Raw genomic sequence first — 17,975 nt, forward strand, 5'->3', positions numbered from 1 at the left:
GGAGTGGCGGGAAGCGGCACTGGGGGTGCCGCTTCCCGCCGCCGTCAGCGGTCGAGGCCGAGGAACGAAATCGCGTACGCCAGCTGGCCGGTCATCGGCAGGGAGTGCCCGACGCCGGCGATGCTGACACCCTCCACCGTGGCCTGGGTGCCGGTGTTGCCGTACCGGGTGCGCGTCCACGACGGCTGCGGGTGGTCGGTGAACGCCGGGGTCTGGCTCAACCGGTTCAGGTTCGTCCACTGCTTGAGCTCTTCCCCGAAGTTCGGGTACGCCAGCGTCGTGTCGGTGGTGCCGTGCCACAGCTGCATCCGCGGGTAGCGGCCGGTGTAGCCCGGGTACATCGAGCGGGCCAGGTCACCCCACTGCTGCGCGGTCTTGATCGACCGCCCGCCCGAGCAGGTGCTGTTCCACAGCGAGCCGTTCGTGGTGGCGAAACACCCGGCGGGCACGCCGGAGAACGCCGAGCCCGCGGCGAACACGTCGGGGTACTGGGCGGCCAGCACGTTCGTCATCATCGCCCCGGACGAGAACCCGCTGACGACGACCCGCGCCGGATCGACGTTGTAGCGGGACTTCGCGTAGGCGACCATGGACATGATCCCGGTCGAGTCGCCGCCACCACCCCGCCGCAGCGCGTTCGGCGTCGAGACGTCGAAGCACTTCTCGCTGCGGGTCGCTTCCGGCAGCACCATGACGTACCCGTACCGGTCGGCCGCGGTGACGTAGTCCTTGCCGTTCCAGCCGAACACCGAGCTCGCCGAGCCGCCGCAGTAGTGCACCAGCACCAGCAGGGCCGGCCTGGCCGCCACCCGGTCGGGGACGTAGACGTACATGTTCAGGTTCGTCGGGTTGCTGCCGAAGTTCGTCACCCGGGTCAGTGCCGCCGCCTGGGCGGGCGCAGCCAGGCCGGTGACCATGACCACCAGGGCCAGCAGGACCCCGAGCAGGCGTTTCACCGCGCCTCCCCTCACGCCGCACCGACCGCCGTGCGCGGGTTGCCGATGCTGCCCGGGACCGACCGCAGCGCGTTGTACCAGACGGCCGCCATCTTGTCGTAGCCGGCGGCGTTCGGGTGGACGCCGTCGGGGAGGTCGGCGGTGGACACCGCGCTGTGCATGTTCACCAGGTGCACGCGCTTGCCGGCGTTGACCTTGCTCCGCACGATCCCCGGCAGCGCGTTGTTGAACGTCCGCACGGCGGCGTCCCCGCTCGCCCACCCGATCGGGATCAGCTGCGCGACGAACACGTCGGCGTTCGGGGCGGCCGCGGTGAGGTGGTCGATCAGCGCCGACAGCCGTCCGGGCGCACCGGCGACGTTGTAGTTCTGCAGCACGTCGTTGGTGCCGATGTGCAGCAGCACCGAGCGCGGGTTGTAGGTCCGCATCCAGCCGGCGACGTTCGCGTCGATCTGGTCGATGCGCCAGCCGGGGTGCCCTTCGTGGTCGTGGTCCCAAAGACTGCCGGGGCCGTTGAACTGCGAGCCGACGAAGTCGTTGGTGTAGCGGCCCGCGGCCAGGCGCTGCCACAGGCCGATCCGGTACCCGCCGGGCACGCCGGTGCCGTGGGTGATGGAGTCGCCGAGCGGCATGATCCGCACACCGCCGTTCGACTCGGCGGCGGCGACCCCGGTCAGGCCGGTGAACGCGATCGCCAAAGCCGCCGCGGCGGCCAGTAACCTCTTCATCGGGGATTTCACAGAACCTCCTGGGGACAGGCAGAAGTGAGCCGGTGGCGCCCGAAACTTTCGCCATCGAATCCGAAATTCGAAGAATTCTCGAAACTTTCGTTGTTCTGTTAGCGATAACATTCGATTCTTGACACAGCTTAAACCCGCGCGCCGCCCAAGGACAACGGTCGATGACGGACCGGTCACGCCCGGCGATGTATTCGGTCCATTGTGGACGAGTTGGTCGCCTCAGTGCGCCAGCAGGGTGACGCCACCGGCGACGACCCAGGTCGCCCAGCCCAGCCAGCCGGCCAGCCCGATGGGGGCGAGCCGGTTGGTGCCGTCGACGTGGTACGGCGCCGCCGACGCGGAGACGAACAACAGCGCGGCGCTGACGTACCCGAGCCAGACGTGCCAGCCGGCGAAGAACCCCGCCTGCGCCCCCGCCACGGAGAAGCCGAGCAGCGCGATGGCCAGGAACAGCTGGTTGAACCCGAAGAGCACGGCACTGAACCCCCACAGTCCCGCCACCGGGCCGCCGTCGCGCGCCGCCGCGGCCACCCCGAACCGCAGGGCCTCCACGACCGCGAACGTGGCGTTCTGCAGCAGCACGCCCGCGAACCCGGTCAGCGCCCACGGGCCCGGCAGGACCGAAAGCAGCCCGGCCGCGAAGACCGTCGTGCCCAGCCAGGTCGCCGGCACCAGCACCGAAGCCTGCTTGAGCACGTCGCCCGACGCCACGAAGGCCCGGGCGGCGTCGCCGGAGTTCGCACCCGGCATCGGGAGCCGGGCCCGGAGGTAAATGACGTTGACCACGACGGCCAGCAGCACGAACCCGAGGCCACCCAGACCGGCCGGCACGGTGAAACCCATGATCGTCCCCTTTGACTTTACGGATGCTATATTCAATATAACCAGCGAAGGGGAGGCTGTGGGAGAGCGGCGTTACGACTCACTGCGCCGGCTGGAGCAGGCGCAGCGAACCCGCGCGGACATCGCCGAAGCGGCCCGCCGGCTGTTCGTCGCCCAGGGCTGGGCGGCCACGACGGTCCGGGACGTGGCGCGGGAGGCCGGGGTCTCGGTCCCGACCGTCTACGCGGCGTACCGGAACAAGACGGGCCTGGTCCGGGCACTGGCCGACGCGGCGGACCTGACCGCCGACCTGCCGCGCCTGCTCGGCGAACTGGAGGCCACCTCGGCACCCGCCGCCCAGCTGGCGGCGATGGCCGCCTTCGACCGGCGCCTGTTCGAGCGGGCGGGCGACCTCATCGCGCTGGTCCGCGAAGCGGGCCGCACCGAGCCCGAGCTGGCGGCCGTCTACCGGGAAGCCCGGAAGACGGCCGACCAGACACGCGTCCAGGTGTTCACCTCCTGGCCGGAGGGCACGCTGCGGCCGGACCTGCCGACCGCGGTGGACAGCTACGCGGGCCTGTGCAACATCGACGTCTACACCACGTTCACCGTCGAACGCGGCTGGTCGCCGGCGCAGGTCGAGCGCTGGTGGGCCGAAGTGCTGGTCCGGACCCTGCTCGACGAGCGGCCGGGGAACCGGGTCACCAGGTCGGGTGCGCGGTGACACCGCCGTCGACGACGAGGTCGTGGCCGGTGATCCAGGACGCCAGCGGCGAGGCCAGGAACACGCACGCGTTGCCGACGTCGGCCGGGGTGCCCAGCCGGCCCAGCGGGGCCGTCCGCTGCCACCGCTCGACGCCCTCCGGCCAGTCCTCCGCCAGGTCCGGGCGTGAAATGAGGCCGGGCGACACCGTGTTGACGCGGATCCCGCGCGGCCCGTACTCCAGCGCCGCGCCGCGGGCGTGCATCACCAGCGCCGCCTTGGCCGCGCTGTAGTGGACGTGCCCGGGTGCGGGCTGCCGGGCCTCGATCGAGGCGATGTGCGTGACGCTCCCGCCGTCGCCCATCAGCCGGGCCGCGGCCTGGGTACAGGAGAACGCGCTCGTCAGGGTCGCGTCGAGCATCGCTCGCCAGCGCTGCGTCGTCAGCTCGCCGAGGGCTTCGACCGGCTGGATGCCGGCGTTGTTCACCAGCGCGTCGAGCCGGCCGCCCCAGTCCGCGACGGCGTCGAGCAGCGTGTGGCACGCGTGGTCGTCGGTCAGCTCGGCGGTGAACGCACGGGCCCGGCCACCCGCGGCTTCGATCGCCTCGACGACCTCGTCCGCCGAGCCGGGACGGCGGTGGTGCACCGCCACGGCCGCGCCCGCTTCGGCGAACCGGAGCGCGATCCCGCGGCCGATCACCCCGGAAGCGCCGGTGACGCAGGCGATCGTGCCGGACAGGTCGGGCAGGGTGGTCACGCGCCGATCGTAGCTGCGCGCGCCGGATCCGTCGTAGGTTGTGGGGCATGGCCAAAACCCGGAAGTTCGCCGAACTGCTGCAGACGCAGATCCGCCACGAGTTCACCGCCGCCCAGCAGTACATCGCCCTGGCCGTCTGGTTCGACGCGCGCGACCTGCCCCGGCTGGCCAAGCGCTTCTACCGGCAGGCGATCGAGGAACGCAACCACGCGCTGGCGATGGTGCGCTACCTGCTCGACCGCGACGAGCCGGTGGCCATCCCGGGCAGCGACGAAGTGCGGAACGACTTTTCGAGCGTGCACGAAGCGATCGAGCTGGCCGTGACGCAGGAACGCACGGTCACCGCCGCCATCGAAGCGATGGCCAAGGCCGCGCGGGCGGCGGAGGACTACCCCGGCGAGCAGTTCGTGCACTGGTTCCTCAAGGAGCAGGTGGAGGAGGTGGCGCAGATGTCCACGCTGCTCACCGTGGTCGAGCGGGCGGGCGGCAACCTGTTCGAGGTGGAGAACCACCTGTTCCGCGAGGCAGCCACGGAGGTCGAGGACGCCCCGGACATGCCCCCGGTCGCGGGCGGCAAGCTGTGACCCCGGCGTCCGCCGACGCTGAGCTTTCACGTGAAAGTGCCCTCCGGGTGCTGCTGCTAGGGTGAAACGTGTTCTAGTTCCGGGCCCGGGGAGCGCGATGTCCGAAAACCCGTTTCCGATCGTCGACGGCGTACCGCCCGGGCGGGCGCTGCTCGGTTCCCGGATCCGCGAGCTGATCGAAGCCTCCGTCTGCGTGCGCGACGACGAAGCCGATCTCGCCGCCGCGGCTCGCCGGGTCGAAGCCGTCACCGAGGCGCTTCGCGCGGCCGGCGGCGCGCGGCCGTTGCTGCTCGCCGCCCTCGACGGCGGGGGTCACCTGAGCATCAACAACCCCTTGGAAGGACCGGGGAACCCCCTGGCGCCGCCGCTGTCGTGGGTGCGGGTGGGACCGGAATCGGTCTGCGCCGACGTCCTCCTTGGTGCCGCGCACGAAGGACCGCCCGGGCGGGTGCACGGCGGCTGGGTCGCCGCGGTCCTGGACCACGTGCTCGGCCGCGCCACCGCCGCGGCCGGCTTCCCGGGCATGACGGCGTCACTGACCGTCGACTACCACCACGGGACGCCGTACGCCGTGCCGCTCACCGCCGAAGGGCGGCTCGTCCGCCGCGACGGCCGCAAGCTCCACGCCACCGGCGAGCTCAAGGCGGGCGACGTCGTCTGCGCCACGGCGACGGCCGTCCTCGTCCACTTCGACGCCGGCCGGTTCCCCGTCGCCACGAAGTCCCCGAAGTCCCCGAAGTCCCCGAAAGACTAGGACGCGACCGTCGTGTGCCGGGGCGCCTCCGAACTCGACGTCGCCATCAGGACCGCGCAGATCGGGATCGCCATCGCCAGCGCGGCCAGTACGAACACCGGGAACAGGAACGAGAACACCTCCGTGCCCGCCGGGTCGGGCGCCCCCGGGTCCAGGTGCAGGCGCACCGCCGCCATGCCCGTGTAGTGCATGCCGGTCACCGCCGCGCCCATCACCAGGCCCGCCGCCAGCCGGGGCAGGAGCTTGTCCAGCCCGACCGTGAACCACAGCGCCGCCGTGGCCGCGACGACGGCGATGACCACCGACAGCACCACCAGCGTCGGGTCGTAGCCGATCGTGCCCTTGACCTGGACCGCCCACATCCCCGTGTAGTGCATGACGGCCACCGCGAGCCCGGTCAGCAGCCCGCCGAGCAGCAGCCGCCGCCACGCGAACCGGTTGCGGACGCCGAACACCAGCAGCCCGCAGAACACCGCCACCACCGACAGGAGGGCCGACAGCGCGGTGCGCAGGATGTCGTACCGCACCGGCAGTCCCGGCGTGGCGAACCCGAGCATCGCGATGAAGTGCATGACCCAGATGCCGACGCCGCCGATGGACACCGCCGCGAGCACCAGCCAGGTCAGCCGGGCCCGCGGGCTGTCGGTGGACCGCGCCTGCAGCGTGCAGGCCAAGCCGAGGGCGCAGCCCACCACCGAGGTCAGGTAGGCGAGGACGACGAGCCAGTTGCCCATCGCGAAGTCTTCGTGGTCCATGGGCATTTTCCGGGCTCCTTCAAGCTTTTCTGGGGGCGTGGTGCTCGGCGAGCGCGTGCTCGGCCGCGGCGATGAGGGTCCGCTTGGTCGACTCCGGCGAGCGCGCGTCGCAGGTGACGACCTCCACCGCGGGCGGGATCTTGAGGGCCTCGCGCACCTGCTCGGGCCCGTGCTGGCGGGTGTCCTGGAACTGGTTGATGGCGACCAGGAACGGCAGGCCGCGCGATTCGAAGAAGTCGATCGAGGCGAAGCAATCCGCCAGCCGGCGCGTGTCCACCAGGACGATCGCCGCCACCGCGCCGCAGACGAGGTCGTCCCACATGAACCAGAACCGGTGCTGGCCGGGCGTGCCGAACACGTAGAGCACCAGGTCTTCGGCCAGGGTGAGCCTGCCGAAGTCCATCGCGACCGTGGTGGCGACCTTCCCCGGCACCGCTTCGGTCCGGTCGACGCCGACTCCCGCGGACGTCATGAGGGCCTCGGTCCGCAGCGGGGCGATCTCCGAGACGGCACCGACGAAGGTCGTCTTGCCGGCCCCGAACCCGCCGGCCACGACGATCTTCGCCGAGGTGATCCGGCTTTTCGAGGCACGGCCTTGGGAGCCGTTGCTGTCGGCAACACCGCTTTGGGCAACACTGTCAGAGCGCACGTAGTCCACTGAGGACCCTTTCGAGCAGGTCGTTCCGTTCGTCCCAGGAGGCGTCCGCGGTGAGCGTGTCGCGGATCGACACCTGGCCGGCGATGAGCAGGTCGCCGATGAGCACTCTGGCCACGCCGAGTGGCACACCCAGGTGGGCGGCGACCTCGGCCACCGACCGCTGGTGCAGGCACAGCTGCGTCACCACCGCCAGGGGGTTGGTCGGGCTGAAGGGCGCCGCACGGCCCTCCGCCGTCGTCTCCACGAGGGCTTCCACCGCCAGGTCGACCGTCGGCCGGGTGCGACCGGCGGTCCAGGCGTAGGGCCGGGCCAGCGACGCCGTGTGCCGCCCGCCCTCGCGTCGCCGGCCTTCGGTCACCGGGCCGCCCCCGGGGCGGCCGCCGGCCGAGCCGGGGTCTCGACCACCTTCCCGACCCGGTCCACCAGCAACGTCATCTCGTAGCCCACCAGCCCGATGTCGCAGCCCGGGTTGGCCAGCACCACCAGGTTCGAGCCGTCGCCGACGTTCATCAGCAGCAGGAAGCCCTGCTCCATCTCGATCACCGACTGCACCACCCGCCCCGCGGTGAACAGGTCGGCGGTGCCGAGCGCGAGGCTGGAGAGGCCGGACGCGATCGCCGAGAGCTGGTCGGCGCGGTCGCGCGGCAGGGTTTCGTTCGCCGCCACGAGCAGCCCGTCCGCCGAGACCAGTGCGGCGTGCGCGACACCGGGAACCTCCTGGGTGAACGCCGAAACCAGCCAGTTCCGGGACCTCTCGGCCACTTCCGCTCCTTCCTGCCGGGTGCTCATCGCTGCTCCGCCTCCGGTTCGCCCGCGACCCGGTGCCGGGCCGCGCGCATGCCGCTGTAGTGCCGGGAAAGGTTGCTCCGCACCGCGGCCGGGTCGCGGAAGGACGTGTCCGGCGGTTCGGTCGCCCGCGGGGCGACCGAACCGGGCGCGAGCTGCGCACCCGGCGTCCTGGCCGGCAGCCCCGAGTCGGTGAACTCGGCGTCGTCGAGGGTGCCGACCGCGGCTTCCGCGGCCTGGCGGACCTGGTCGGACGGCGTCGCCCAGGCACCGGGCCGGGCCGGGGTCGCCGGGGTTTCCGCGAACCAGTGCGACAGCATCTGGTCGAAGATCGGCGTCGGCGGGTCCGCCACGGCCACCGGCGGCGGTTCTTCGGCGGGCCACCGCGGTTCGAGCTCGTGCCGGGCGGTGCCGTTGACCGGCGGCACGGGCGGGACCGTCCGGGCCGGCAGGTCGACCAGGATCAGCACGCCGGGGACGTGCACGCTGGCGGTGATGCCGGCACTCGCGGTCCGCGTGGTCGTCGGCCGCAGCCGGACGGTGATCCCGTGCGACGCGGCCAGCCTGCTGACCACGAACAAGCCCATCCGGCGGGTGGTCTCCGGGCTGACCGCGGCCCCGGCGGCCAGCCGGGCGTTCGCCGCATCGAGGTCTTCGCGGGTCATGCCGAGCCCGACGTCGACGACCTCGATCAGCAGGCCGCCGTCGAAACCCCGGTCGGCGGTGAGCACGACCTGCTCCTCCGGCGGGGACGACCGGATGGCGTTCTCCAGCAGCTCGGCGAGGATGTGCACGACGTCGGCCGCGGCCTCGGACTGCACCGACCCGCGCGGCGCGTTGCCGAGCGAGACGCGCTGGTAGTCCTTGACCTCCGACGTCGCGGCCCGCAGCAGCTCGACCGTCGCGACCGGCCCGACGTCGCGGCGCACCGGCTTGCCGCCCGCGAGGACCTGCAGGTTCTCGCCGTTGCGCCGCAGCCGGGTGGCGATGTGGTCGATCTGGAACAGCTCGGCCAGCCGCTGCGGGTCCTGCTCGTCGGCTTCCAGGTCCTCGATCACCGACAGCTGCAGCTCCACCAGCGACTGGCTGCGCCGGGACAGCGTCATGAACATCTCGCTGACCTGGATCCGCATCTCGGCCTGCTCGCCGACGGCCAGGCGCACCGCCTGCCGGTGCATGTCGTCGAAGGCCCGCGCGAGCTGCCCGATCTCCTCTTCGGAGTCCACCGGGATCGGCGCGGTCGCCCGCCAGTCGACGTCCTCGCCCTCGCGGATGCGTTCGACCGTGCCGGGCAGGCGGCGGCGCGCGGTGTCGAGCGCGGCGGCGTGCAGCCGCCGGATCGGGGCGACCACCGACCGGGCCACGGCGAGGGCGATGGCGAGGGCGCCGAGGAGCGCGGCGATCACCAGCGCGGTGTCGCGCAGCGCGTCGGAGCGGGCGGTGTTGGTCTGCGCGCCGACCGCGTCCGAAAGCGTTTTCACCTGCTCGGCGAGGATGGTGCCGAGCATCGCGCGCTTCGCCTCGGCGCCCCCGGCGCCGGTACTGGTCGCCGCGGCGAACCGGGCGGCCGCGGCACCGGCGGGCAGCGCGCGCCGGATCTGCCCGGTGAGTACGGTTTCCTCGGCCGCGGCGCGCCCGGCGGCCGCCGCGGACGTGCCTTCGGACCGGCCGGCCAATGCCTGTTGACCGGCGAGGCTGGTCCGCAGCTGCACCAGTGATTCGGCGGTCGCGGCCAACGCGTCGAGATCACCATTTCCGGCCTGCTCGACGATCCCGGCGATCACTTCGCTCAGCGCGACCGTGAAGTCGTGGTAAGCCGCGGTTTTCGCGGCGGTCGAACCGGTCTGCTGCCGCAGGTCGGCCAATTTACCCAGCTGATCTTCCAATGATCGCGACAACTCCGGCTTGAGCTGCGAAAAGGCGGCGTCGCGGCGGACGACGGCGGCTTTCTCGTCGACCGCCGCCGTCTGGGTGGCTCCGCCGTCGTGGATCATCTCGTCGTCGGCCAGCCCGGCGAGTTCGGAAATCCCTTGCACGACCGGCATTTGGTCGCGAACGGCACTGAGCCCGCCGGCCCGGTCGAGCTCGGCCTGCACCCGGCCGCCCGCCAGCAGCAGGGCGACCAGCACGGGCAGCAACAGCACAACGGAGATCTTGGTGCGCAACCGCCAGCTGCCGGGATTCCAGGAGGCGACGGAACGACGCGACGGAGGTTCATCTTCTTTCATCGGTGGCGTGGCTCGATTCGTACCGGTGGCCCGAATAACGATTTCCGGTTCCTTTTCCTCGGAATTCAGCCGACGACGTAACCCCGGCGACCGCGGTGTTGTCAAGGAATGCCGTTCGTTTCCCCCGTACGCACCAATCACACAGCGTGAAGTGCCACGCGACGGCTTTTTACCCTTGCGGAGGGTGAAGGCCGTTCGCCGGACCGTGGGGGATTCCGGCCCGGGTGCGTGATTTTCCGGCGGCTCGTGACCCGTGTCGGGGGGCCCGGCGGTGCCCGTTACCCTCGGCCGGGAACAAGGGGGTGCCGCCGTCGATGTTGAAAGTTCACTTCACGGAAGCGGACCTGGCGAAAGTGACCATCGCCGAGGACGCCGACCCGATGTGGGAACTGCTGATGAGCAGTTACCGCATCCGGCGGCCGGAAGGTGAGCCGTTCTTCGGCCGCTGGCGGCGGGGATCACGCTCCGCGGTCCCCCAGTCCGGCCGGCTGCTGATGTCCGCCGTCCCGCCGTACGGCTACTGCCCCGACTTCCTCACCCCGGCGGGCGCCCGCACGGTCGGCGAGGGCGTCTCGGCGGTGCTCGAGACGCCGGGGAGCACGCTGGCCACCGACGTCGGAGAGCTGGCGGCCCAGGGCACCCACGTCCCGGCGTGGCTGCGCCGGATCGGCGACGGCGAGCCCCGCGAGCTGCGGCGCCTGGGCACGGCCCTGCACGACTACTACCGCCAGTGCGTGGCCCCGGACTGGGCGACGGTGCGCCGGGCGGTGGCCCGCGACCGCCACCGGCTGCAGGCCAACCTGGACCGCGGCGGGCCGCAGCTGCTGCTCTCGACGTTGCACCCGGAGGTGACTTGGTCCCCGCCGGTGCTGCGCGTGCGCTTCCCGATCGACCAGGAGCTGCACCTCAACGGCCGCGGGCTCAGGTTGATCCCGGCGTTCTTCGCCCACGGCATGCCGACGACGTACAAGGACCCGGCCCTTCCACCGGTGCTGGTCTATTCGATCAGCCACCCGAGGTTCGACAGCGACGCGGAGCCGGGCCCCTCGTTGGCGGCCCTGCTCGGCCAGACCCGGGCCAGGGTCCTGGTGACGATCGCGACGACGAGGTGCAACACGAGCGAGCTGGCGGACCTGACGGGCATCTCCCCGGCGACGGCCAGCCAGCACGCCTCGGTGCTGCGGGCGAGCGGGCTGATCAGCAGCAACCGGTCGGGCAAGTCCCAGATCCACGAGATCACGCCGCTCGGCCTGGGGATCATCCGGGCAAGCTGACCGGCGGGGTGTCCTGATCGACGCATGCCCGGCACGGGTCGATCGGGACGGCCCGGCTGCCTGCTCAGCTCTGCTGCCGACCGCGCCGGGGTCGTGTTAGCCTGTCGCCGTGCTGCGCCCCCTGCCGTTCTTGCGGCTCGTAACCCGGCGCGCCGGCTGAACCCAGGTCGCCGGCGCGCTGCGTCGGCGATCGCTCTTTTCCGGGACCTGGCCCCGATCTCATTCCACCCACCCGGGAGATCCGCCATGTCCACTTCCTTCGCCGTTCCCGCACCCCGCTCGGCCATGCTGCTGCGCCGCCGCATCGCCACCTACTTCGTCGGCGGTGCCGAAGAGATCCCGGCGCTGGTCGGCGCCCTCGCGGGCCGGCTCGTCCACGAGCTCTCCGTCGACATCAAGGACGGTGTCCGCGAGAGCAGCATGGTCTGCGCCGTCCTGCTGGCGGCCGAGGAGACCGGCACCCTGCTCGACCGGTTGCGCGAGCTGCCGTCGGTCGTTTCGGCGGAACTCGCCTAGCGCGTTTGCCCGGTCCCGCGCCGGGTAGCCCGGCGCCATGACGGACGTCCATGCCCGGCCCCGGCGGAGCACCGCCCGGGCCGCTGCCCTGTTGTTCGGTGCCGCGTTCCTGCTCGTCGGCGTGGCCGGGTTCGTGCCGGGGATCACCGCGGACTACGACGCGCTGGAGTTCGCCGGGCACGGGTCGGGCGCGCAGCTGTTCGGCGTGTTCACCGTGTCGGTGCTGCACAACCTGGTCCACCTGCTGTTCGGCGTGCTCGGCGTCCTGGCCGGCCGCGCCAACGGGAGCTCGCGGGCCTTCCTGATGATCGGCGGCGGGATCTACGTGCTGCTGTGGGTGTTCGGCCTCGCGATGGACCACGACAGCCCGGCCAACTTCCTCCCGCTCGACAACGCCGACGACTGGCTGCACCTCGGCCTCGGCGTGGCGATGATCGCCGCGGGCATCGCGACGGCGGCGGCCGACCGGGCCCGCGGCCAGTACCCGGAGCCGGAGAAGCAGGGCCACTGACTCAGGGCTCGCGCCCCACGCCCGTCGAGATCTCGTGCAGCCGGTGCCGGTCCGGCGCCAGCGGTGCCGTGTCCGCGCCGGCGCCCTCCCGCAGCCCCGCCAGGAACTCCTTCAGCGTGGCCGCGGCGTCCCGAGCCGGCCGCCAGTCCAATTCGGACTCCGCGCGGCTCGTGTCCATGACCGGCAGCCGCATGACCGCGTCGAACAAACCCGGTGACGCCGGGATCGCGTGCAGGCGCCAGGCCGCGTCCACCGCCGCGCGGACCACGGCCGCCGGCACCGGGATCGTGCGGGCGCCCAGCAGGTCCGCCGCGAACCGCGGGTCCACGACCGGGCCGGTCGCGATGTTGAACGCCCCCTGCACCGGCCGCATCACCGCGCGGCGCACGGCGTCGGCCAAGTCGGCCGTGTGCACGATCTGGCAGCGCAGCCCGCGGACGTCCGGCACCACCGGAACCAGGCCCGGCCGCACCAGCGAACCCGGCACGAACGGCCCGGCGAACAGGCGCCGCTGTTCCGTCGCGGCACTGCGCTGGAAGACGAACCCCGGTCGCATCCGGACGACGTCGAGCTCCGGGTGCCGCACCTCGAACGCGTCGAGGTACCGCTCCAGATAGGCCTTTTCCCGCGTGTAGGCGGCGCCGGGCCAGCCGTGCGTCGGCCAGTCCTCCGTCACCGGCCGGTCGTCCTCCCGCGGCGAGTACGCCCCGATCGAGGAGGTGTAGACGAGCTTCGGCACGCCCGCCGCCGCCACCGCGTCGAACACCCGCATCGAACCGAGGACGTTCGCACGCCACGTGCGTTCGGGACGCCGGGTGGGCTGGAAGAGCCACGCCAGGTGCACGACCGCATCGGCCCCGCGGAAGTGCGGCACGAGGTCGTCACGTTCGACGTCGGCCGTGACGACGCCGTCCGCGGGGCGCCGGGCCAGCCCGACGATGGTTTCGACCTGCGGGTCCGCACGCAACGCGCGCACAACCCCGGTCCCGATGTTGCCTGTCGCTCCGGTCACCACGATGCGCATCCGGGCCGGTTACCCGGGAGCCGGCCCGCCAATCCTGCCGCCTGGCCGGACGCCGCCGCCTTCTTCGCCGGCTCGGTGACGTACACGGGTGACCTCGTGTGACGGTCGCCGCCGGCTGCCCGGGATTCCTGGCGTGGTGAAGTCACCCGCTGAAAGGAACACAACTTGCCCGAAGTGACCTACACCGCCGTTGCCACCTCCACCCGTGGAGGCCCGCAACGGTAGCCGCGTGACCTCCGACGACGGCGCACCGCGCTGCGGAACTGGTAGCCGAACCTTCCACCACTCTTTCGAGTGAAATTTATTCTATTTCTGCGTTGCAGGTCAGGAAGCGATGTAACCCGGCAGCCGCCGAAGGCCCTCATCGAATTCCGTTGCCGCGGACAAGAAGCGGCCCCCGCCAAAGCTCTACAGCGGACTGCCGAAAATGCCGCCGCCCGTCGAATTCGCAGCGAACGCTCCTGGTCAACGATGGGGTGATTTTTGCTCGAAGGTGACGCACGGTCGGATGACACACCCCGCGATTGCACCTCATCCAGCCCTGTGTATGGTTCGCACAACCCCGACCGAATTACGACCGAACGAGACTCACCCCTCGGCGCAGAACCACGCAGGAGAGCGAAGATGGTACCTCATCCGCCCACCAAGCGAGTGGCTCACGGTCCCAATCGACGAAAGGAGAATTCGTTGATGCACTTGATGCCGCTGTGGTGGATCATCATGGCGGCCTGAACGCCTGAAACCACCCGGCTGGGGGCAAGCAGCAAGCCGAGTTGCGCCGGATCTCGTCAGCGAAACACTGCGAAGCCCGGCGCAACCGGTGTCACGGTTGACCCCGGCGACGGAGTTCGACGCCCTCCGCCAGGAGGATGTTGCGAGTCTGGTTGTAAGACATACCGTAAGTCGTGGCGAGCTGGCGGATCGACCGCCCTTCGCGGTAGGCGTTGATCAGCCCGGGCGGGGTGGGTGGCAGCGGAATACGGGGAGGTCGGAGCGTGACGCCTGCGTCGAGCAGGGCGACACGGATCTTGCGGTAGCTGTAGGGGTGCCCCGCGACCAGGCTTTCGATCGTTTCCCCGGCGGTGTAGCGGTCCACGAGGTGCCGGACGAGCTCAGCCGGGATTTCGGCGGGGACCGATCCGGGAGCACGCGTGTCTCTGTGATCGTCGCTCACCAGATCCTCGCCGCCCCGACCAGCTGATCCGTGTGCGTGGGAACGCGGCCGAGGTCGCTGGCTCGCGAGTCACGCGGTCCACATCCCAGCCAACGACATCGATGTCGGCGGGTACACCGCCAACCGGGTGGCGGTCGATCGTCACGTACGCTCATGGCTGGTTCCGCTCCCCCTGCGGTTTGCCTGTCCCCGAGTGTGAGCACCTCGCCCGGCGGTCATGACGCCGGTACGGGCAGCTGTAACGGCCGTTACACGCGATACGCCGGAAAAAGCCGAGTTGTCGGAGCAGGCGAATCGGGCGCACGCACCGAGCATGGTTGTCGCTCTCCCAGCACACCAGCGGAAAACTTGCACGGTTGGCTCACGTGTCCCCCGCCGCGGACAATCCCGCCTCCGAACACGAGTTCCGCCAAGGGATCCACGGCTTTCTCGGTAGCAAACTCGCACCAGCGGCGCCTACGAAAACGCCGGTTCGGGTGAGCTCTAACGGTTTCGCCGCAACCGTGGTGGCAGCATCGCCACCGTATCCCGCTCACCGTCGCGGGCCGCCGGGATGACTGGCTCCGAGCCATCGAGCTCGGCGATCAGCCCCTCGATCTCCGCCGCACGCGTGGTCCGGGCCCGCCCCCGGTAGAGGTCGGCTGCCTGTACCCACAACGCCCGCGCGTCTTCCCGATTTCCATGATCACGCAGGATCATCGCCAGCGTCGACAACGCCCTGGCCTGGCCGGTGGCGTGGCGGATCCGGTCAGCCAGCTCGACCGCGCGGTGCGCGTACCACAACGCCGCCCGGGCATTGCCCTGCTGGTGCCGCAATCGGGCCAGCACGGTTTTCAGCTTCATCACCGCCGGCAGGTTGAGGCAGGCCGGGGCCAGCTCCGAAGCTCGCCGGCACTGCTCATCCGCCTCCTCCACGCGCCCCAGGTCGGTCAGCAGCGCACCCAGCGCGGTGTGGATCTGCAACCGCGCCGTCCGGTCGCCGGATTCCCACAGGTGTGCCAGCGCCTCGGCGTAGAGGTCCAGCGCCTCCTGCTCGAATCCACCGGCCGCGACCAGCGCGTTCGCCAGCCGATGAGCCGCGGCCGCGCACAACGACGGCTCGTTCAGCTCCTCAGCCAGCTGCAGCGCCAACCGGCACAGCACCGCGGCCTCGGGTGCCCGGCCGACCCTCAGGTGCCACCGGGCCAGGTTCAGCGTCGAAGCGATCCGGCCCAGCGGAAACCTGTCGGCTTCGGCGAGAGCCAACGCCCGCCGGAGGTGGTGTTCCGCCCGCGGCTCCTCTCCCATGTGCATCAACACGACCGCGAGGTCGTTCAGGTGCGACCCGAGTACCTGACGCAGCTGCGGCACGGAGTCACCCCGTTCGGCGAGCACCTCCTCGACGCTGCGGATCGCCGCGGTGAGGCAGCTGACCGCGTCGGCGTAGAAACCCATCTCGGTGATCAGCTCGGCGAACAACGCCGGCAGGTAAGCGCTTTCAGCGCCACCGGCAGCGGCGATTTCCAGCAGTACGTTCTTTTCCCTGACCACCCACTGCCGGGCCAGTGCAGCACTGCCGAAGCCGGCCTCCGGCCGCGCCAGGGTCGTCTCCGGCAGCTGTGGCGGTGGTTTGTGCGGGAAAACCAGGCGATGGGCCACATAGGCCATCTGCAGGTGGAAGTCGAACAACCGGCGCCGCACTGCCGCAACGTCAGCCAGTTGCTCGGCCACCGAGGCTGCGTAGGCGTGCAAAAGGTCGTGAACGCGGTAACGGTCCAGATCGCTCGGGTGCTCGAGCAGGTGCGCCGTCACCAGGACGTCGAGCGAACGACGCACGACCGGCAACGGGCGCCCGTCCCCCGCCGCCACCGCTTCGGTCGTCACCTCCGCTCCCGGGTGCACCCCGATCACCGCGAGGGCGCGTCGTTCGCCCGGCCCCAGCACCTGGTAGGACGCCGTGAATGCCGCGCGCAGGCTCCGCTGGAGCGCATCTCCCTCGTACCCGAGGTCCAGCAGCATGTCCGCGTCGCGCAGCAGCTGCCCGGCCAGGGTCGACAGGAGCAGGCCGGTGCGCGCCGCGACGCGGTCGGCCACCAACGTGAGCGCCAGGGGATTTCCCTGGCACACTCGCACCAGTTCGGCCACCCCGTCGCGATCTTCCCTGGCGCGCCTGCCGATCCTGCGGTCGAGCAGCGCAGTCGCGTCCTGGTCGGTGAGCGGCGGTACGGTCACCACCGGCGGGGACACCGTCGCGGCCAGCGAAGGCAGCCGCCACCGCGAAACCACCAGCACCATGCAGGCGTCGAGCACGCCCAGCAGCGGGGCGACCTGCTCGCGGCTGTCGACGTTGTCGAGGATCACCAGCATCGACCGCCGGTGCAGGAGCGCCGAGAGCTTCGCCGCCCTCGCCACGGGACTCACCACCTGGTCGACCGGGAAATCCAGCAGTGACAACAGTGTGTCCACGACCTCGCCGCTGTTCGCGGAGGTCGCTTGACCATCCCCTCGCAGGTCGAGCAGAACGGCGCCGTGTGGAAACCGGCGCCGGGCCTGGTGGGCCCATCGCACGACCGCGGTGGACTTGCCCACGCCCGGCCCCCCGGTCACCACGACCACCCCTCGCCGCGACGCGCCGCTCGAATCGGAGGTGAACGCGTCCAGTTCCGCCAGCAGCTCGGTCCGTCCTTCGACGCCATCGCAGTCCGGGGGAACGTGCCAGACCACCCGACTGGCCGGCTCTTCCTCGGCGTCCACGGCTCGCGTCCGCACGACCTGACGAGGGAAGCCGCCATCGCCGGAGATCACCTCGTCGTGCACCGCTCGCAGTTCGTCCGCCGCGCGTAGCTCGCCGACGTCGAGGTACTGGCGGCGCTTGGCGAAGTAGAACTCGGTCACCTCGTCCGGACGGTCCGTCGCGGCCAGGGCACGCAAGCGCAGTTTCGCCAGGCTGAGTTCCAGCGGATGTGCGTGTTCCAGCTCCAGCAGCCTGCCGAGCGCCACGTCGGCATGACCGACGGCGAGCAGTTCGGCGACGAGGAAAGCATTGGCGGGCAGCCAATGGCTGCGTGCCCACTGCGCACGCCAGTCGTCGGCCCGCTGCGTCTGCAAGTCGGCGAGCGGATCGTCCCGCCACAGCCGCACCGCCGCCTGCGCCTCAATCTGGGCGCGTCGGTGGTCGCCGCGATCACGCAGCTCGCGCGCCCGCGCCATCGCCCGGGCGAATACGCGGTGATCGACCAGGGCCTCGTCGATTTCCACCACGCAGCCGTTCTTCCCGACTCCGAGACGGGCCGGGATTCCGCTCTTCTGCAGCGCTTGCCGCAGGTGTACGGCGTTCTGGTGCAGAGTGGCCAGCGCTCCTCGCGGCGTGTTCTCGTGCTCGGCCCACACCCAGTCCACAACCACGTCGACCGGGAACCGCTGGTTCGGGAACGTCAGCAGAGCGGCAAGCACCTGCCTCGATCGAGGGTGAGCCCACTTCACATCCACTTTCCCGTGCAGCAGCATGGCCGTTTGCCCGAGAATTCCCAGCGCGATTTCCATGCTCCCCCCTTCGCTCCTGCTTCGGCCACCCGCCAACCCGATCAACCGGTCGACCACCGGTCATTTTTCCATTGTCGACTCGGAATGACCAGGTCAGAGCCAATGCAACAGCCCGAGCAAGAGCGATTGTTGATCAATTGTCAACCGACGAAACCGCAGGCCGAAAGCCTTTTGTGAACACACTCCTCCATCTTCGTGACAACAACTGGAC

General features: G+C 70.8%; 18 protein-coding genes. 6 read left to right on the top strand and 12 right to left on the bottom strand.

Annotated elements, in window-relative coordinates; translation table 11 throughout:
- Positions 1-44 precede the first annotated feature (44 nt).
- The 3 genes from ACLJQE_RS17750 to ACLJQE_RS17760 form a co-directional block, all read right to left on the bottom strand.
- Positions 45-956 (bottom strand): alpha/beta hydrolase family esterase, encoded by a 912-nt coding sequence (locus tag ACLJQE_RS17750; protein WP_410640353.1) that lies wholly within the window; start codon positions 954-956, stop codon positions 45-47.
- A gap of 11 nt (positions 957-967) precedes the next feature.
- Positions 968-1,684: an SGNH/GDSL hydrolase family protein gene (locus ACLJQE_RS17755; RefSeq protein WP_410640354.1), complete on the bottom strand. Its 717-nt coding sequence runs from the start codon at positions 1,682-1,684 to the stop codon at positions 968-970.
- A gap of 231 nt (positions 1,685-1,915) precedes the next feature.
- Complete coding sequence (locus ACLJQE_RS17760) at positions 1,916-2,539, bottom strand: hypothetical protein (protein ID WP_410640355.1); 624 nt, start codon at positions 2,537-2,539, stop codon at positions 1,916-1,918.
- A gap of 58 nt (positions 2,540-2,597) precedes the next feature.
- On the opposite strand from ACLJQE_RS17760, the gene ACLJQE_RS17765 reads away from it, so the two are divergent.
- A complete protein-coding gene (locus ACLJQE_RS17765; RefSeq protein WP_410640356.1) occupies positions 2,598-3,242 on the top strand; it encodes a helix-turn-helix domain-containing protein in 645 nt (214 codons plus the stop codon).
- On the opposite strand, the gene ACLJQE_RS17770 is transcribed toward ACLJQE_RS17765, so the two are convergent.
- Positions 3,220-3,969, bottom strand: coding sequence for an SDR family NAD(P)-dependent oxidoreductase (locus tag ACLJQE_RS17770; protein ID WP_410640782.1), 750 nt, complete (start codon positions 3,967-3,969; stop codon positions 3,220-3,222). The two genes, ACLJQE_RS17765 and ACLJQE_RS17770, sit on opposite strands and share 23 nt — an antisense overlap.
- Before the next feature lie 56 nt (positions 3,970-4,025).
- Between ACLJQE_RS17770 and ACLJQE_RS17775 the strand changes: the two genes are divergently transcribed.
- The gene (locus ACLJQE_RS17775; protein WP_410640357.1) at positions 4,026-4,562 is read left to right on the top strand and encodes a ferritin; all 537 of its coding nucleotides are present in this window, start codon (positions 4,026-4,028) and stop codon (positions 4,560-4,562) included.
- 97 nt (positions 4,563-4,659) lie between these two features.
- A complete protein-coding gene (locus tag ACLJQE_RS17780) occupies positions 4,660-5,316 on the top strand; it encodes a PaaI family thioesterase (RefSeq protein WP_410640358.1) in 657 nt (218 codons plus the stop codon).
- On the opposite strand, the gene ACLJQE_RS17785 is transcribed toward ACLJQE_RS17780, so the two are convergent.
- From ACLJQE_RS17785 to ACLJQE_RS17805, 5 genes are all read right to left on the bottom strand, one after another.
- Positions 5,313-6,071 carry an MHYT domain-containing protein gene (locus ACLJQE_RS17785; RefSeq protein WP_410640783.1) on the bottom strand — a complete coding sequence of 253 codons (759 nt, stop codon included), beginning with the start codon at positions 6,069-6,071 and terminating at the stop codon, positions 5,313-5,315. The two genes, ACLJQE_RS17780 and ACLJQE_RS17785, sit on opposite strands and share 4 nt — an antisense overlap.
- Positions 6,072-6,090: 19 nt before the next feature.
- Positions 6,091-6,624: a GTP-binding protein gene (locus tag ACLJQE_RS17790; protein WP_410640784.1), complete on the bottom strand. Its 534-nt coding sequence runs from the start codon at positions 6,622-6,624 to the stop codon at positions 6,091-6,093.
- Between the two features lie 85 nt (positions 6,625-6,709).
- Complete coding sequence (locus tag ACLJQE_RS17795) at positions 6,710-7,087, bottom strand: DUF742 domain-containing protein (protein WP_410640359.1); 378 nt, start codon at positions 7,085-7,087, stop codon at positions 6,710-6,712.
- Entirely contained in the window at positions 7,084-7,518 is a 435-nt protein-coding gene (locus ACLJQE_RS17800) for a roadblock/LC7 domain-containing protein (RefSeq protein WP_043776520.1), read from the bottom strand. Before ACLJQE_RS17800 ends, ACLJQE_RS17795 begins: the two co-directional genes overlap by 4 nt.
- Positions 7,515-9,659 carry an ATP-binding protein gene (locus ACLJQE_RS17805; RefSeq protein WP_410640360.1) on the bottom strand — a complete coding sequence of 715 codons (2,145 nt, stop codon included), beginning with the start codon at positions 9,657-9,659 and terminating at the stop codon, positions 7,515-7,517. The genes ACLJQE_RS17800 and ACLJQE_RS17805 overlap by 4 nt, the downstream gene beginning before the upstream one ends.
- A 398-nt stretch (positions 9,660-10,057) precedes the next feature.
- Here ACLJQE_RS17805 and ACLJQE_RS17810 point away from each other — a divergent pair, with 398 nt between their 5' ends.
- The 3 genes from ACLJQE_RS17810 to ACLJQE_RS17820 all read left to right on the top strand — a co-directional run bounded on the left by ACLJQE_RS17810 (position 10,058) and on the right by ACLJQE_RS17820 (position 12,044).
- On the top strand, positions 10,058-11,017 hold the full coding sequence (locus tag ACLJQE_RS17810) for an ArsR/SmtB family transcription factor (protein ID WP_410640361.1): 960 nt from the start codon (positions 10,058-10,060) through the stop codon (positions 11,015-11,017).
- 246 nt (positions 11,018-11,263) lie between these two features.
- Positions 11,264-11,533 (top strand): hypothetical protein, encoded by a 270-nt coding sequence (locus ACLJQE_RS17815; RefSeq protein ID WP_410640362.1) that lies wholly within the window; start codon positions 11,264-11,266, stop codon positions 11,531-11,533.
- A 37-nt stretch (positions 11,534-11,570) separates the two neighbouring features.
- Positions 11,571-12,044, top strand: coding sequence for a DUF4383 domain-containing protein (locus tag ACLJQE_RS17820; protein WP_410640363.1), 474 nt, complete (start codon positions 11,571-11,573; stop codon positions 12,042-12,044).
- 1 nt (position 12,045) lies between these two features.
- On the opposite strand, the gene ACLJQE_RS17825 is transcribed toward ACLJQE_RS17820, so the two are convergent.
- The 3 genes from ACLJQE_RS17825 to ACLJQE_RS17835 all read right to left on the bottom strand — a co-directional run bounded on the left by ACLJQE_RS17825 (position 12,046) and on the right by ACLJQE_RS17835 (position 17,821).
- Entirely contained in the window at positions 12,046-13,068 is a 1,023-nt protein-coding gene (locus ACLJQE_RS17825) for an NAD-dependent epimerase/dehydratase family protein (RefSeq protein ID WP_410640364.1), read from the bottom strand.
- Between the two features lie 823 nt (positions 13,069-13,891).
- Entirely contained in the window at positions 13,892-14,242 is a 351-nt protein-coding gene (locus ACLJQE_RS17830; RefSeq protein WP_410640365.1) for a helix-turn-helix domain-containing protein, read from the bottom strand.
- 483 nt (positions 14,243-14,725) lie between these two features.
- Entirely contained in the window at positions 14,726-17,821 is a 3,096-nt protein-coding gene (locus ACLJQE_RS17835; protein WP_410640366.1) for a BTAD domain-containing putative transcriptional regulator, read from the bottom strand.
- Between the last annotated feature and the right edge of the window lie 154 nt (positions 17,822-17,975).

Source organism: Amycolatopsis sp. lyj-346 (assembly GCF_046548975.1).
GTDB lineage: Bacteria > Actinomycetota > Actinomycetes > Mycobacteriales > Pseudonocardiaceae > Amycolatopsis.

Excerpts from the sequence above, each read along its gene's own strand:
- ACLJQE_RS17755 (WP_410640354.1), bottom strand. The coding sequence starts at position 1,684 with ATGAAGAGGTTACTGGCCGCCGCGGCGGCTTTGGCGATCGCGTTCACC.
- ACLJQE_RS17760 (WP_410640355.1), bottom strand. The coding sequence starts at position 2,539 with ATGGGTTTCACCGTGCCGGCCGGTCTGGGTGGCCTCGGGTTCGTGCTG.
- ACLJQE_RS17775 (WP_410640357.1), top strand. The coding sequence starts at position 4,026 with ATGGCCAAAACCCGGAAGTTCGCCGAACTGCTGCAGACGCAGATCCGC.
- ACLJQE_RS17780 (WP_410640358.1), top strand. The coding sequence starts at position 4,660 with ATGTCCGAAAACCCGTTTCCGATCGTCGACGGCGTACCGCCCGGGCGG.
- ACLJQE_RS17785 (WP_410640783.1), bottom strand. The coding sequence starts at position 6,071 with ATGGACCACGAAGACTTCGCGATGGGCAACTGGCTCGTCGTCCTCGCC.
- ACLJQE_RS17800 (WP_043776520.1), bottom strand. The coding sequence starts at position 7,518 with ATGAGCACCCGGCAGGAAGGAGCGGAAGTGGCCGAGAGGTCCCGGAAC.
- ACLJQE_RS17810 (WP_410640361.1), top strand. The coding sequence starts at position 10,058 with ATGTTGAAAGTTCACTTCACGGAAGCGGACCTGGCGAAAGTGACCATC.
- ACLJQE_RS17815 (WP_410640362.1), top strand. The coding sequence starts at position 11,264 with ATGTCCACTTCCTTCGCCGTTCCCGCACCCCGCTCGGCCATGCTGCTG.
- ACLJQE_RS17820 (WP_410640363.1), top strand. The coding sequence starts at position 11,571 with ATGACGGACGTCCATGCCCGGCCCCGGCGGAGCACCGCCCGGGCCGCT.
- ACLJQE_RS17825 (WP_410640364.1), bottom strand. The coding sequence starts at position 13,068 with ATGCGCATCGTGGTGACCGGAGCGACAGGCAACATCGGGACCGGGGTT.